Source organism: Acetobacterium tundrae (assembly GCF_008086615.1).
Taxonomy (GTDB): Bacteria; Bacillota; Clostridia; order Eubacteriales; family Eubacteriaceae; genus Acetobacterium; species Acetobacterium tundrae.
Map to the genome: position 1 here is coordinate 84,579 of NZ_RXYB01000011.1, position 15,792 is coordinate 100,370.

The following is a 15,792-nucleotide window of genomic DNA, read 5'->3' on the forward strand; positions in this document are numbered from 1 at the left end:
GTTCTCTTCAAATAAAGCCATACTTGACCTCCTTATCATTATTTTTTTAATTGATATGGTAAATTTAACCTTTTTATACATCAAGAGTTTTATTATAAAATAACGATTTATATATTGATTTATTTTTGCAACTAAGTTGTCCCGCCCCAGTTAATGAGATTAAGAAGGCAATGCGATGAAACGTGATGAAAAAGAGTTTAAGCAAGAAGGTGAAGAGACATAAAACGGAGAATTAATTTAAAAATTGCGCCATTTTGTAATGTGTAACAAAAACGCAAATTTGGAATATAAGATTAAAAATTCAATGATTCAGATTAGTGGAGTTTCTATTGAACATTTGTATTGTACTCGTTCATGGATCAATAGAAAATTCTTTTTGTTTAAGCAACACTGTATTCATGTCAACAGTTCCTCTGCTGGCATATGTATCTGGAGCATAGCCAATTACAACTATTTTTACATTTGTTTCTTCTGCCGTCACATTCTTAAGCAGAGCAATTGATTGAACATATTCTCCTGGTTTAATAATACCGCTTTTGGCAAGTACCTTGCCATTTTTATCCTGCAATTCGGTCTTCATCCATACATCATTTGATGCAGGATTGGTTAGATTGATATCGACGCTGTTATTTTTGACGAATAGCCTGCCGCAAAGCTTAATCTCAAACCCTTGTTCCACATTCACGGTGGTGTAACCTAAATCGATATCCGGTGTAGGCTCTCCGACTTGTGCTGATGGATCAAACCCGGGAGGAACAAATTGGAGGGGCGTGTTCAATCGCTGAAAGAGTATAATCCCAGTCAGTATCAAGGCTATGAGGATGACGCCAATAAGTGCCAGGTACAAAACCACGGTTTTTCTGGACGCTTTTGAATGTTGAGGGATCTCTCTGTTGGTATTCATCAGTTATTCCTTTCAGCATTTATATTTTATATAAAAAGGGCAGATTGCCTGCCCTTTTCTGAAACTATCTTACTTTTTTATACTATAGTAACAACAACTGCGATGGTTCTGTCAGCTGCATCAGTCTTTGTGTTGGATGGGGTGTTATCGTTGGTGACTATAAATTTTCCAACCCACGTACCAGTTGTCGTATCAATCGGTGTGTAAATACCACTTGCCATGGTAACTGTATAACCTGACGTAACAGCAGCCTGCGCTAGTTCAGTCATAGCTGTTTCTACCGGCACTTCTGTATTTGCTGCTGCCGTTACCGATGCTACTGTTGTATCTAAAATCTTGGCAAGTTCAGTTGTTGAACTGTATGGTGAAGTTGCAAGTGTCACTGTAACTGCGCCCACTTTTCCTGCAGTAGTATTTGCTGCCGGTGCACCTTGTAGATTCAGGTAAGTTTCCTCTACCGGAGCAGTCCCACTTGTTGCGCAAAGATCCAACGCCATAGTACCTGTTTTATCACCATCCAAATTACCTGTTACTTTTGTAAATGTCCCTGTCGTTGCTCCACCTTTAGCTGAATCTTTGGTATAAGCAAAAGCAGCGTTGATTGGTTGGCTTGAGTCATTGGTGATTTTTACCTGATCTTTTGTGCCATCGAAATCTGTTGCACTCCATCCAGCTCCGCTCCATGTGTGAGCAGATGTACTCCATGTCCCAAAGTCATAATCGAAAGCCATGGAACCCCATGCTACAGTTGCCTTGTAAGCATCCGTTTGTGTGGTTGTTCCGTTTACATCATGACCCGTTCCACCTGTAATGTCGCCAGGATCTAAGGGTGCCGCAAAAGCGGGCGTTACCATCATGGCCATTATTGTTATGGTTCCAATCACTGCACTAAGTTTTTTCATTTTGTTTTCTCCTTTCATAGATATGTTTCTGTCATCTACTCTGATATAATTAACTTTACCGGCATCTGAGTATTCAGCATGGCCTGTTCATTGGTCGTTATATCATAAAACACAAGATAGATAATAGCATTATATTCACCTCTTTTAAGTGCCGTTCCATCCTGTAATAATTGCAATTTAATTTCATCCAATGCATATCCCGGTGGGATTGCTCCAGATCGCCCAATCACCTGCCGGGTTGTATCTGGCGAGTATCCAGGTTGCGCTTCAATTCTGGCCTGTTCCAATGGGGTTCGGCCAGTCGAACCTAATGTGTTTATCATTTCAGTATCGGTCAGCTGGAGTTCAACGACAATATTATTGGTTGAATCCCCAGGATTCTTAAATGCAAAAACACCTCCGGATTGTGCATTTTGAAATATAATCTCTTTTGCAAATTCAAAAGAGACCGAGTTTCCCTCACTGGGTTGTATTTTTTCATCTGGAATAACAGACACACTATCGTCAATGGGAATTGCCGGATAGGTAGGCGTCTTGCCCATGTAAAACCAGGCTAAAACACCTAACATCGATGCGGCGAATGCCCCTGCCCCTAAAAGCCATGGCAGCAATGCTTTGCCACCATTTTTTATTTTTCCAAAAACAACGCAATGCCGAATTTCACCATTGTTTTTCCCTACCAGACCACCCGGAAATTGGCTGCTGGTTATTTCACAGTTAGCAAAACAGCAGTTAATGGAGCTGCCGTCATTAACACCGACTAAACCACCTGAATATTTACCTTTTTTTACAACCCCTTCAATACCTAAGTTAACAATGACCGCATCTCTGATTACTCCAAAGAATCCCGCATATTCCAAATCTTTGTCATTGACCAAAAGATTCTTTATGCAGTAACCGCCGCCATCAAAGGTACCACTAAACGGATTGTTTTCATCGACGCCGATCGGTGTCCATTTCTTGTTTTTAAGGTCAATGTCATTAACGAGCAGATACCGCACCTTGGCGAAAATTTTGTCGCCTTCATTAATTTTTACAGCAATTTTAAAGAGCTGTTGTGCTGTTGACAGTTCGATAACTTCTTTTTCAGACGGTAGTTCATAGTAAAATTTCTTGCTTATAAATGTGGGCAGAAAAGGTTCATGCTGATTTTCCATCACACTATCTGCCGTTTCCCATATATTTTCAAAATCCCAATCCAACTGATTATAGAAATTTTCAAAAGTCAGGTCTTTTTCCAGCTTACCCAAACCGATGTCCACCAGCTTTTTCGAATTAGCTTTGCCTTTATTAAAAAAGCAATTAACGACAGATCCTGAATTTTTAGCTCTAAACCCACCCGTGACTTTTGCCTTTTTGACACGCCCGGTACTATAAGAATTTTTTATTTCACCTTTGTTATTGCCGCAAAAGCCTGCTGCCGTTCCTTTTCCCAAAACCGTCATATTCGAATAACAGTCGACGATCATGCCACTGTTCAACGCGACAAATCCGCCACAAACTGCATTTTTATTAGCCATCATTATGCCTTCTTTCTAAACATTTGTTTCCGGTTAGAATCTAGGGTAATACTGAGTTTAACAGAATACTGATCAATCCGATTTTCGTTGGGGTAGAACCAATTTGAGCGGGTTGCCCCTGAAGTTTAAGATAGGTACTGGCTGTTGGTGCAGGCCCACCGGCTGGGCATAGCGGTAATTCCATAATACCCGTTTGATTCCCATTATTATCTTCAAACGTACCCGTTGTTGAACCACCATAAGTTTCATCACGAGTGTAAGTAAACGCAGCAGTCACTGGCTGGGTCGATTCGTTCATTATGTTTATTTGATTATTGCTTCCATTAAAGCCAGCTGCATCCCATCCTCCGCCAACCCAAGAGTGAGCACTCGGATTCCAAGTTCCCAAATCATAGTTAAATATCATTGATCCCCAGTCGATGGTCACTTTATATGTGTCACCTGCTCCGTCAAGAGTTATTGAATCACCTGCTGTGGTTGCTGCCGGAACTGGGCTTGTATTTGCTGGTACCCTATTTGGCACATCGATTGCCGGCACAGCACTGGCACTATCAGGCGAATTGTCAGCTTGAGGAATATTGATAACCGGTTCAACTATCTTCGGTGTTTCTTCTACAATTTTGGGGATATCGCCGGGCTTTGGAAGCTCTGTATTATCGCTATCCGTTAACGGTACTATTTCAGTCATATCTACTTGCGTATTAGTTAAGGTAACTCCACCTGTGATCGCCAACAAGCGCCCTTGCACGGTAACATCAGTTTCCGAAAAAATGGAAGTATTTGCAAGAATATTCCCTTTGAAGTTAGTCTTTTCTCCCAACGTTACATTGTTTGCAACCTGCCAAAAAACGCGACTGAATTGTGCTCCGTTAATAAGTTCGATCCTGCTGTTTTTTTCGGTGATCAGAGTTGAATTTACCTGAAAAATAAATACCGCGTTGATATCACCCTGAGCATCAAGCTTAAGCGTTCCTGTTACAGTTGCCGGTAAGTTTAATGAGTAAACTCCTGGGGAGAGTGTTTGTCCGCCCAGATTAGTGGTAATCGCTTTAGCATTATCTCGATCCTTTATATTATTATAAGCCGTGATTAAATCATTTTGGACGAGATTGGTGTTATCGTCATTTGCAGGTGTCGTTTCTGAGGTCAATTGATCGGTCGTTAACCCGGTGATGAGCGTTACTGGTGATGTCCCAATATCACCAGTAATTTTTGTGGCTGTTCCAGTATTGATAATTTCCGTACCAGCAAAAACAGCATAATTGATGCCCGCACCCAGATCCACTATCGTTTCTGGTTCTGCCGCGCTGGCAAATGCTGTTAACATCGGTGACAGGAATAACACAAGAGTGAACGTAAACGTTTGCAACCCAAAAGATGATTTCAGCATATTAATCACTCATTTCTATATCATCTTAACTTTTCATGTAACATCAGAAGTTTAGAGTAAGATAGTGATATGTTTTGCTGTAGATAGAATCACTATAGTTACTTTGCGTCATTTTTTTAAATAATCTGCAACTGGCTGTCATATAAAAACTACTTAGACCCTATAGCTTTGCGTCCTCATCTTTGGATAAGTTTGCCCAATATTTAATTTTACGTTATAAATCTATTCTGAAGTGTTTTCCAAACGCCTTTGTTACTTTTGCTTGCTCCTAAAGGAGCATTCGTATTACTAGCTATCCCCTAAAGGGGTCTTCATATTCTTTCACACTCAATTTATCCAATGCTATATCATATTTTTCTTGTTCTTCAATGTATTTCCGTATGGTTGCTTCATTTAACCCAACTGTGCTAACATAATATCCTTCTACCCAGAAATGTCTATTTTCAAACTTATATTTTAAATTTGCATGTTTGTCAAATATCATCAATGCACTTTTTCCTTTGAGATATCCCATAAATTGAGCTATACTTATTTTGGGTGGAACACTCACCAACATATGCACATGGTCTGGCATCAGATGCCCTTCAATAATCTCAACTCACTTGTATCTACACAATTGTCTTAATATTTCTCCAATACTTTCCCGGTATTGATTATAAATTATTTTTCGTCTATACTTTAGATGTAAATACAATATGATATTTGCACATCCATTTTGTATGAGCTAAACTATTTGTCTAAATCACCTTTCCTTACTTTTGATAGAGCCTGAACATCTCTATTTTACTCGGAAAGGTGATTTTTGGGTATAACCCTTTTGTCCACCACCCGCATAGCAGGTGCTTTATTGTTTCGCTCGCTTTGCGCGCTCAACAGACTAAAGTCTATATAAAAAAGCAACGTTATTTAACGTTGCATAATGCATAAATAAATTAAAGAAATAATAATCTGCAACTGGCTGTCTGCAAAAAGATTACTCAGACCCTATAGCTTTGCGTCCTTACCTCCCGGTAAGTTTGCCCTTTATTAATATCAACCTATCACATGTGTGCATATTTATCAAGCTAATTTATTAATTATTTTATTGTTCCAATTAATGGTTAGAGTGTCAAAAACGATCTTTTAATTCGCAAATAAAAAAACATTACCTTTAAAATGGTTTTTGAAGAAAAAAAGCGTATACTTTCCAAGACAATCACTTTATTGACGTCCGTGGCAAGCCATCCCCGTCAAACCATTATTTCTGTATATTGATCAAATGCCCAATTGGACGAGATCGTCTGGCCAATAATTTCTGAAAAAGCTGTAAACATAGCACATATATAACTTGCTCTTGCCAGCAAAATGCGTATTGATTGTCAATTAAAATTGACCTCAGGGGGGCGGACATTTTTAATTATAAATTAATAATCGCATATTCCGTAATTTTCTTTCAATTTTTAATCAAATATATTAATCATTCTTGTTCATTTCAGCTAATTCCGTGTACTTTATACCTGGATAAGTATATCTTCTTCTACTCTGTGTCTTGTTTTTATAGTTTATTGCCTTCTTTGGACAATATTGAATACAGGCAACACATTGCTCACAATGATGTTTAAAACATGGTATATTATTGTCATCTAAATCGACATTACCTACCGGGCATACTTTTTTACATATGCCACAGCCAATGCAGTCATCAGACACATTATAATGCTTATCCATATTATGTGCGAATTTAATTAAAACCCGATAAGCTATTTCTTGCAACGGTTCTGTAATAAATAATTTATTGATTTCTCTGTTTTTTATTGATTGAATAATTTGTATTAAATCTTTTTGTGACTGTTTAGTTTCTTCTTCAATTGTTTCTCTCATATCATAAGCGACAACATAATTTGAAAACATAACAATCTTTTTTCCGTAGGTCAGATCTATGTCTTTTCTTTTTAGTAAATACTTAATATGAACAAGTGCGTTGCCATCGTATTTTCCGCAGGTTGTTATTGCATAATAATATGTATTCTGATTATTTTTCAGATTAAGGTTTGATATGAATTCACGAACCTTTTGCGGCTCTCCTCTATAATATGTTGGGTAAACAAATCCTATCGTTTCGTATCCTGCTTGTAAATCATAATTCTTACTGCTACCCATTGAAATAATTTCGCAGTTTTCCATTTCTTTAGCAATATCTTTTGCAATGTTTAAACTGTTTCCAGTACCTGAAAAATAAAACACAGCATTCTTAATCATCGTTTAACTCCTCAATATTTATTATGTTATCGTGCACACTAATGCACGTATGTAAGTAATAAAAAAGACATCTCTGCCATCTCTATTACTTACATCAGTTTTCAAAATTCCATAAGTCTTTTTAAATTTGTTGTTGTTTCTTCAAATTTATCAAAGATAAATTTACTGTTTACTTCATAAAATACATACCTGTTTATTTTTGTTTTACTGACAATTCCATAACGATTCATTAAATCCAGGTGCCTTGAAATTACTGATCTATCTTGTGTAAAATTTTCAGCAATTTCGTTAACGCTCTTTTTTCCATTACTAGCAATGTACACCAGTATTTTGCTTCTCACTGGATCAAATAAAGCCTTATAAAAATCAAAATCAATGTTATCTTCAATAAAATTGCCACATACTAATGCGTTTTTTTCACTTCCCATTTTATCACCACCTTTATTATACGTGTGCACTAATGCACGTGTCAATAGTTTTTATCTTTTATTTTCAGAAAGTTCATACTAATATAAAGTTTTTTCTAAGTAATTGGCAGGTAAAACACCATAGTTCCAATTGTATCAGAAATTTAAAATAATTGAAGTTGTTTAGCGTCTTTTTATTATTTTATCCACACTATATTAATACTTTTCTGCGTTTTTGCTTACCTGTATATTTTCTGACAGCGACGCTTTACTTCTTTTGCATTTCCTATATTTGGCAATATCGTACCATTACAACTTAATATAACATAATCTGAAAAATTTTTCATATTAAAAAAAATGTACTACTAAATATTCGGAGTAATTAAGAACCATAAAAAGAGGCATAAAGAACGTTTTGCAATTTCAGAACAACAATCGACAGTGCAATGGTAGAAATGGCTAATACTGGAGCAGTATTTTATTGCCGGAAAATTTAAAATATTTTAGAAACCAGCGCACTTTTTTTCCAATGGTAAAAAAGTGCATACAGCTCAAAGCTTTTTTGAACAGGTCACTCAGAAGCCCTTTGTTGAGTCGTGTAATTTATTCGTACCATTTAAACTTGCTTTTCTTATTTCAGCAGTTCTTCTAGTTCTCCACGAATATCAAGTTCTTGAAGCTCCTCAAAGCCTCCGATACACGAATCCCCAATAAAAATAAAAGGAACAGTATAATGGTTCGTTTTTTCTTCCAATTCATTTCGCATTTCATTATTTTGATAAATATTAACGTCGATATATTTCAAACCTCTTTCATTTAGAAGTCTTTTTGCACCATTGGAATATGGGCAATGTGGCCATGTATATAATTTAATTTCTTTTTTCATTAGATTTCCTTTCTTGTGCTTATATCCATTGATATAATATTTTATTATATGGTTCGATTTTCTTCACCTCATCTCTATAATCCTGAAGATTTTAGACATGGACTTCCAGAAAATGAATTTGCCAAAACTGAAAAAAATGGAGACTTTAGCCGTGGTGAATTCAACTACGACAAGGAATGGACAACATTCCCACCAACAATTCCAGATGCTGAATGACCACCAGAAGCTAACTTGAACTTCACCATGTATCCAATTAGCGATAAGGGTCCATACTATGCAATTATCCTTGGGGCTAGTGTTGGAATTATTTTTCTAGTTGCGAACTCATACAAGGCAATCCCGGCACTAGACATTCCGGGGGTAATCCCACCGATTGCAGCTTATTTCACATTTAGAACCTGTCCTTCAATTTTACTAACCGGTCTTGACAACCAATCAATCAAATTTTTCAGTACCCCCGGGGAAAAATGATTGTTCTCAGGTGTGAAAAGCCAAAAACCATCCGCTTTTCTAATTTTTTCTCTTATTTTTTTAACATTTTCCGGTATTGAATATTCAATATTCTGAAATAAAAGAGGTAGCTCGCTATAATCGATTATTTTTACACTCATTTTGTCTTTTAAATATGTTTCTGTATTTTGTACAAGCTGAAGATTTAAAGAATCCTACTTTAACGAACCAACGATCATCACTTTACAAAATTTTCATTTTATTTATTCCTACTATGATGGATCGCGTAATCATCTCTAGAAAGACTAATTCAAAAGTTGTTTGAATTTCGTAGTTGATGTCGCATCAACACATCAACCATGAAGTTTTAAATGCGCTATTTTATGTTACCTTTTCTATCGAAATATTCTATTGAAGTATGTCTTGCATCACAAAATGGTTTGTTCTCTGATTGACCACATCGACTCAGCGCAACTCTGTTTCTAATCTGATAGATCTGGGCATCTGCTGATTCTATCGGGATATTTCCTTTAACAAAAATTCCAGCACTTACTCCTTTTTCCGGATCCTGAACGATCTCGATGGAAGGTTCAAGTTCAGGCTCAATGATTTCTCCTGTTTTGATAATTGCGGTTATTCTACCTGAAGGGCACTCCTTTGCTGCCTGCATCGCTTCTTTTCTGTTTGCTTCGTTATCCGACGCTCTTGTCAACTCCCATGCATCACCAGTTTCCCGATGACAGAAGCGTGCCGAAGCACATCGGTGATCATCCAATAAATCCACCGCAGGACCTCCTCGCAATTCAGCCCTATCCTCATATTTCTTTTTTGATGCAGTCTCTGTGCCCACAAAACCTATCTTTGAATGGGTACCGTCACAGAATGGTGCATTTTGTGATTTTCCACATCGGCAAAGAACATATTCCTCAGATTGAGGCAATTCACGACCTTCTTTAAATTCATAGGATTTTCCCTTAGGAACAATTATTTTCTCTGATAAGGGGACATTTCCCGATACAATATACGGGCCATTTTCTGTTATTTTAATTTTGTATCCTTGTTTTTCATTAGATGCTTTCGCAGCAATTACCTCCATATTTGATTGCAATGTTAGTTATGTCTCATGTTTCTGATGATGTCAAAAAGCATACAGACGTTTAACTGTTTCTTAAACCCAAAAGGTACCTCACACAATCAATTATTTCTACATTCACTTTATTCCTTAACGAGCCATAGATCATCACTATACAAAGTAATCCTTTAAATATCCACATTATTTTGAAGTATTGATAAAAAATTGTTTCAAACGCTTAGTTTTTGTTCGTCTGAAATTTTTCTCTCCCCCATAAAGTTCCTTTATTTCATTTTTCGTTTTAGTTTCATAATACATTTCAAATGTATTTGGATTTACGCTCTTTTGAAAACGTTCATTAAGTAAATCCAAAAATCCATCTTTTCCTATGACATGTCATATATATGTCTATAACAAATCCATCAATCGAATCATTTTTTAATTCTGTAATAAGCTCACACTCATTAGCGGTATTAAAAAAATTCCAATTGCTGATTCGAGTTATAATAGCACAAAAATCTAACGAAATTCTTAAGCATAGATGCACCTTTGCATGGAAGATTCGCAGTTCAAAACTGTCTTTTTCAGTAAGGCAACCTAATAAATTATTAACTGCTATCTGCATTGTTTCTGAATCTACTCGTTGTGAATTGATAATCAATCTTAAAGCATCTTTCTGGATATCTTTCTAGATACCTTCCCAAAAATACTTTGCAAAATTGAAGTGTGTGTAGCTTTGTAATTATCTGAATAATTCTCAGTGAATGCAATAATACAAGAATCTCGGCTCTCATTCCTAAAATTGTTGTAATATTTCACAAAAGTTGATTTGCCGATGCTCTTTATTAACTCTTGATTAGCATAATACTGTTTTTATCTTTAATGTATGATCCCCATCTGGCTTTAATGGTTCTGATCTGAATTTCTGGATAGGTTATAATAAACTGGACAATAAATTTGTGAACAGCTACAATAAAAGACGGAGACTTGCTCAAATGACAAAAGACTAAGAGAAAGTTATCCTGATGAATTAAAGAACCAGATGGTTCAACAGCATTTAATTCAATGGTATATCAAAAGCTGAAATTGCCAGGAAAACTTTATTAGACTAGAAATCCATCAGCAAGTACATTGTAAAAAGAAATCATTAATAAACCAGTTACTTCAAATTCAAAAATGATTGAATTTGTTCGTTCAAAATGAGAATTAAACAGCGGAACCGTTCTGAATCCTCCTCATTGATTTAAGCAATTTAGCTCTATTAATACCAATAATTTGCATTTATTTCATCTTTAGTGGAGGCGGACCGTACCAGTTCAAGGTGACAATTGATATTTCTAATTATCGTCATGTTTAATCTCAAATCAACGATTCCATAAATTTGGCCAGGCCAAAAATTACGGTCTGGTTGCGCTATCCAAATAGTCAAAACTGGCAACCATCGCAGTAAAGTTAAAAAGAATAGCAGCCATTATGATCGCTATTCTTTTTTATTTCATTGTAAAAATCATCGAATTTTGGATTAGTTTCAAATTCAAAAATATGTTGCGATGTTTTTGAATTTGTCACGATGACTAATCTGACTGGATAATTACTCATGTTAAATGTTTGACGCTACCTCAAAGGCATCCCAGATGGCATACATAATGTTGTGAACCTTACGGGAATCGCCAACATTGTAAACAATCTTATTTGAATCTAGCATCGTTTCATATAGACTCTTTTCAGAATGATAACCCACAGAAACTATTACCGTATCTGCCTTTATCTCTTTTTCGCCATTTGGGGTTGCCACCATAACAGAATCATCGTTGATAGTCTTTATAGATGAGCTGCTATATACATCAATTTTGTTAAAGATTAAAAGGTCTTTGAGCATATCATAATTTGCGAAACACATATCTTCTCCACCACCGAGTATCTGTGCCTTCGCTTCCACAATTGTAACATTTTTTCCTTGATAACGTAGCCACAAAGCAGTTTCACAACCTACCAAACCACCTCCAACAACAACGATATCTTCTCTTGCATTTTCTTTATTCTTTAAAATATCATCCGCCGTGTAAATGCGATTCTTGTTGCCAAAGTCTATTTTCACGGGTGTAGACCCGGTGGCGAAAATAACAACATCGACATTGGATTTTCCTATCATTTCTCGGTTCGCTGTGTAGTTCAGCTTAATCTCCACAGGAAGCTTCTCAAGTTGTACCACATACCATTTCAGTAATGCACGGTCATCTTTCTTAAAATCAGGCACACTTCCAGGAATAATGTTTCCACCGAGTTTATTGTTCTTTTCCATAAGAATTACCTGATGACCACGGATGGCGCAGACACGTGCTGCTTCCATACCAGCAAGGCCGCCACCGATAATCAATACCTTTTTCTTTTCAGTAGCCAGAGTGATTGCCAGAGCTTTTTCTCTACCACAGGCCGGATTTACCGCACAGGAAAGTGGCAAACCATGAGCAAGCCGATCAAGACACCCCTGATGGCAAGACAGGCATGGGCGAATATCCTCAAGCTTTTCGGTTCTGATTTTTTCTGGAAGATACGGATCTGCAAGAAGCGGTCTGCCGTAAGCAACGATATCGCAGCTAGTACCAAGTGCTTCACAAGCTATATCAGGATCATCCATCCTACCGGCGAGAATAATAGGAACATTTACATTCTCCTTTAAAATCTTTCCGAATTTACGGTACATGCCTTTTTCAAAATACATAGGGGGGTGATTCCAATACCATGAATCGTAAGTTCCCGCATCTACGTTTAAAAGATCATAGCCGGCCTTCACTAAAATTTTAGCAGCTTCAATTCCCTCATCAATATCCTTACCCTTTTCAACAAAATCCTCACCAGGCAGAGCACCCTTACGAATTGCTTTGACAAAACTCTTTAAACTGTAACGTAAAGATACCGGAAAATCCTTACCACAGGCGGCTTTGATACCTTTCACAATATCTATAGAAATCTTTAATCGACCGAATAAATCTCCACCATATTCGTCGGTTCTTTTATTATATAGTGCTATAGCGAACTGATCTAAAAGATACCCTTCATGAACAGCATGGATTTCAACGCCATCAAACTTAGACTCCTTTGCAATAACAGCACAGGTCACAAAAGATGCGATCAATTCCTTTATTTCATCAATAGTCATCGCTCTATGCTGAATTGAGGCGTCCCATCTATTTTCTTGTTCAGATGGTGCAATGGCATTTTTCATAAGATGTGGAATTGCTACCCTGCCGAATCCTCCCGTGTGCTGAAGAAAGATTTTAGAATCATAAGCATGAATTCTTTCATTCATAAGTGCACAAGATTTTGCAAACATTAAGGGCTGGTACGAAGCACATGGCATTACCAGAGGTACCAATTCATTGTAATTTACGTTTGTTATTCCAGTAATAATCAGACCAGTTCCGCCTTTTGCACGCTCAATATAATATTCCTGCGCATTTTCAGAGAAACCACCGCAAGGATCAGCCATTGCTACCATGCCCAAAGGCGCCATAGCAATACGGTTTTTAATAGTCAGTTTTCCCACTGTAAGTGGCTCAAATAATTTTTTGTATCTTGTAGACATTTTTATCACTCCTAAAACATTATAAAATATTAGACTTGTTGCGGTCAAGTATTTTTGTAACATTTTAACCTATTGTTTATGACAATCGTTCCAGCAGTTAATGCCTCGCCGGATGACGCTATTAAATTTAACCGACAGCCAGTTGCTTAATCTACTGTCATAGATCCCGCCATGATCATGATCATGCTAAACAATCTTTTTCTAAGCATTTTCGCTCCTCTGATAATATAATTACCCATTTAGGCGGTTATGAAACACTATAACCCGTATAATTACGGAATATTTTTTATAAAAAATATAACTCCTCAACAGATTATGAAACATTGAATTGTTAAAAAACAAATTCACCAATCTGAAAGGAGTGGTACCATGACTTATTATTACAAAAACAATTTTCTTCGGCAGGAATTTATTCAGATTGCACTCATTATTTCAAAAATGATAAACATCTTCAGAATTACATCTTCAAAATCACAACTTCAAATAAATATTTCATGTCATTTAAACATACAACTTTTTTTGATTGTTATATAAATTAATTTGATTTGTTTCATCAGGAAAAAGCATCATTTTATTTCCTTCAAGAAATTCCATAATATTACGTGCTGTTTTTAACATCCTTTCCACCACCTAACTATTTATTTTTGCTCTTGTTTCTTTTTGTTTATACTCCTATAATCAAATTATCAGTTGCATAACTGAAATAATTGTGAAAGGAGAAAAATATGCAAACATATAAAACTGGTGAAAAACCTGGCAATGGTATATATAAATGTACAACTTGCGGTCAACAAGTTGTTCTTGATGCTACTACCGATACTTTGCCACCATGTCCGAAATGTTCTGGAACAACGTATACTAAGGTTGGCTAATTTTGACATTCTTGCACCATAGTATTTTCCAAACCATTGACGCCATAGTGAGATATATTTATTGACATTGGCGTCTTTGTACTCACTAAAATACATCAGCGGAAGCGGTTTGATGGAAGCGAACGAGCCCTTTTTATAGGTTTTATTTCCTTCTGTTAAAAAAGAGATTGGTCGGCCATCGCTAATGAACAAAATTGTGTTGGCAAGTGCACAACTTTTTTGAGACCTTTCTACATTTTCATCTTACAACAAACACTCCTCACCGCCTAATTGACTTATTATTTTTACTCTTGTTTCTTTTTGTTCATCCTTATATAATTTAATTATCAGAACAGCAATTTTGAAATAAATTGAAAGGATATTACCTAATGCTTACAGATGATCAGACTAATGACCTTCAACACAGGATTATGGAAAGGGTTCATTCAACCTATTCTGACGGAATTGATGATACACTTGAAAAAATGTACCTAGTTTCAGTTCAAGCAAGTCTAATGGCTATTCAGGAATATGAGATACTTAAAGAACTTGAATCTCAGGATTCCGTAGATTAAACGTTTCAACGTATTTTTACATGAGCGCATTCCAATCTTTTTTTAATTCTTCTGTATTAAGCTGCTTTTGCAATTCAAATACAAGAGCAGCTATTTTCTTTGGCTCTGCTTCTATTGTTTTACTCATGCCTTTCCCCTCCTAACTGGCTTTCGAATTATAATTAACCGATTCGGTTAATTCATTCTCGAAAAATATTTTTCAATATAGTAATCTAAAAAACTTTGCAATGACTCTAGCTTTTTCCAGAGAAAAACGGCGTTCTTCTCTTTCTTTTAAACTATAAGCGTTTGCCGATGATAAACCTAATTGTTCAGCCATTTCTTCTTGTGTCATATTTGCGTTCTCACGTAGTTTTTTAACTTTGATTATCATTTTACCCCTTTTTCTATAAACCGTTTTGGTTAATTTCATTTACTATAACCATTTTGTGTATTAATATATGTAGCGGTACAATGAAGTTGTAACACTACACTTTTAGAAAATACAGATGACTTGATTGCCAAAATGAAAAGACAAGCATACAAACCACAACCAGGAAGAAGGGTACATATCCCTAAACCTGGCACAAACGATAAAAGACCAATAGGAATACCAGTATATGAGGTCAAATTAGTTCAAGCTAATCTAGCCAAAATCCTAAATGCTATATATGAACAAGATTTCCTTGAATGTTCATTTGGATTTCGACCTAATAGAGATTGTCATGATGCAATTCAATTATAAGACAAGGACATTGTAATTATTACGGAATAACTGATAATAGGAGGTCTGTAGGAAATTTTATAGATGAATGCAGAACTCTAATTTTCAAATGGTTAAATCGTAGAAGTCAGAAAAGGAGCTTTGATTGGAGTAAATTTGTAGTATTTTTAAAGAAGTATCCACTACCAAAAGCGAAGACTTATGTTAATGTTTTTGAATTAGGTGCAGGAAGTAACTACTTATTGTAAATAGTATTGTGAAGAGCCAGATGCCTTAATAGGGCAAGTCCGGTTCTGTGAGGGATTAGC

12 protein-coding genes, 2 pseudogenes and 2 riboswitches are annotated in these 15,792 nt (G+C 36.2%); of the genes and pseudogenes, 2 read left to right on the top strand and 12 right to left on the bottom strand.

Annotated features, from left to right (window positions below; all coding sequences use genetic code 11):
* Window positions 1–352 precede the first annotated feature (352 nt).
* The 11 genes and pseudogenes from FZC40_RS10215 to FZC40_RS10265 all read right to left on the bottom strand — a co-directional run bounded on the left by FZC40_RS10215 (window position 353) and on the right by FZC40_RS10265 (window position 13,355).
* A complete protein-coding gene (locus FZC40_RS10215; protein ID WP_148603956.1) occupies window positions 353–904 on the bottom strand; it encodes a hypothetical protein in 552 nt (183 codons plus the stop codon).
* A 77-nt stretch (window positions 905–981) separates the two neighbouring features.
* Window positions 982–1,761, bottom strand: a complete 780-nt coding sequence (locus FZC40_RS10220; protein WP_148603958.1) for a hypothetical protein — start codon at window positions 1,759–1,761, stop codon at window positions 982–984.
* Between the two features lie 80 nt (window positions 1,762–1,841).
* Window positions 1,842–3,326 (bottom strand): hypothetical protein, encoded by a 1,485-nt coding sequence (locus FZC40_RS10225; protein WP_148603960.1) that lies wholly within the window; start codon window positions 3,324–3,326, stop codon window positions 1,842–1,844.
* Between the two features lie 40 nt (window positions 3,327–3,366).
* A complete protein-coding gene (locus tag FZC40_RS10230) occupies window positions 3,367–4,716 on the bottom strand; it encodes an ice-binding family protein (protein ID WP_148603963.1) in 1,350 nt (449 codons plus the stop codon).
* Between the two features lie 123 nt (window positions 4,717–4,839).
* Window positions 4,840–4,923, bottom strand: a riboswitch (cyclic di-GMP riboswitch).
* A gap of 85 nt (window positions 4,924–5,008) precedes the next feature.
* A pseudogene (gene tnpA / locus FZC40_RS10235) lies at window positions 5,009–5,426 on the bottom strand (IS200/IS605 family transposase).
* Between the two features lie 236 nt (window positions 5,427–5,662).
* Window positions 5,663–5,747: riboswitch (cyclic di-GMP riboswitch) on the bottom strand.
* Between the two features lie 421 nt (window positions 5,748–6,168).
* Window positions 6,169–6,954 (bottom strand): EFR1 family ferrodoxin, encoded by a 786-nt coding sequence (locus FZC40_RS10240; RefSeq protein WP_148603965.1) that lies wholly within the window; start codon window positions 6,952–6,954, stop codon window positions 6,169–6,171.
* 101 nt (window positions 6,955–7,055) lie between these two features.
* Window positions 7,056–7,382, bottom strand: a complete 327-nt coding sequence (locus FZC40_RS10245) for an ArsR/SmtB family transcription factor (RefSeq protein ID WP_148603967.1) — start codon at window positions 7,380–7,382, stop codon at window positions 7,056–7,058.
* Window positions 7,383–7,992: 610 nt separating this feature from the next.
* Complete coding sequence (locus FZC40_RS10250; RefSeq protein WP_148603968.1) at window positions 7,993–8,247, bottom strand: glutaredoxin domain-containing protein; 255 nt, start codon at window positions 8,245–8,247, stop codon at window positions 7,993–7,995.
* A gap of 380 nt (window positions 8,248–8,627) precedes the next feature.
* Window positions 8,628–8,900: pseudogene (locus tag FZC40_RS10255) on the bottom strand (NADPH-dependent FMN reductase); the annotation flags it as partial.
* A 173-nt stretch (window positions 8,901–9,073) separates the two neighbouring features.
* On the bottom strand, window positions 9,074–9,793 hold the full coding sequence (locus FZC40_RS10260; RefSeq protein ID WP_148603972.1) for a CDGSH iron-sulfur domain-containing protein: 720 nt from the start codon (window positions 9,791–9,793) through the stop codon (window positions 9,074–9,076).
* 1,576 nt (window positions 9,794–11,369) lie between these two features.
* A complete protein-coding gene (locus FZC40_RS10265) occupies window positions 11,370–13,355 on the bottom strand; it encodes an oxidoreductase (protein WP_148603974.1) in 1,986 nt (661 codons plus the stop codon).
* Window positions 13,356–14,080: 725 nt separating this feature from the next.
* Between FZC40_RS10265 and FZC40_RS17790 the strand changes: the two genes are divergently transcribed.
* Complete coding sequence (locus tag FZC40_RS17790; RefSeq protein WP_148603977.1) at window positions 14,081–14,227, top strand: zinc ribbon-containing protein; 147 nt, start codon at window positions 14,081–14,083, stop codon at window positions 14,225–14,227.
* Between the two features lie 368 nt (window positions 14,228–14,595).
* A complete protein-coding gene (locus FZC40_RS10275; RefSeq protein ID WP_148603979.1) occupies window positions 14,596–14,781 on the top strand; it encodes a hypothetical protein in 186 nt (61 codons plus the stop codon).
* A gap of 199 nt (window positions 14,782–14,980) precedes the next feature.
* On the opposite strand, the gene FZC40_RS10280 is transcribed toward FZC40_RS10275, so the two are convergent.
* Entirely contained in the window at window positions 14,981–15,193 is a 213-nt protein-coding gene (locus FZC40_RS10280; protein WP_148603981.1) for a helix-turn-helix transcriptional regulator, read from the bottom strand.
* Between the last annotated feature and the right edge of the window lie 599 nt (window positions 15,194–15,792).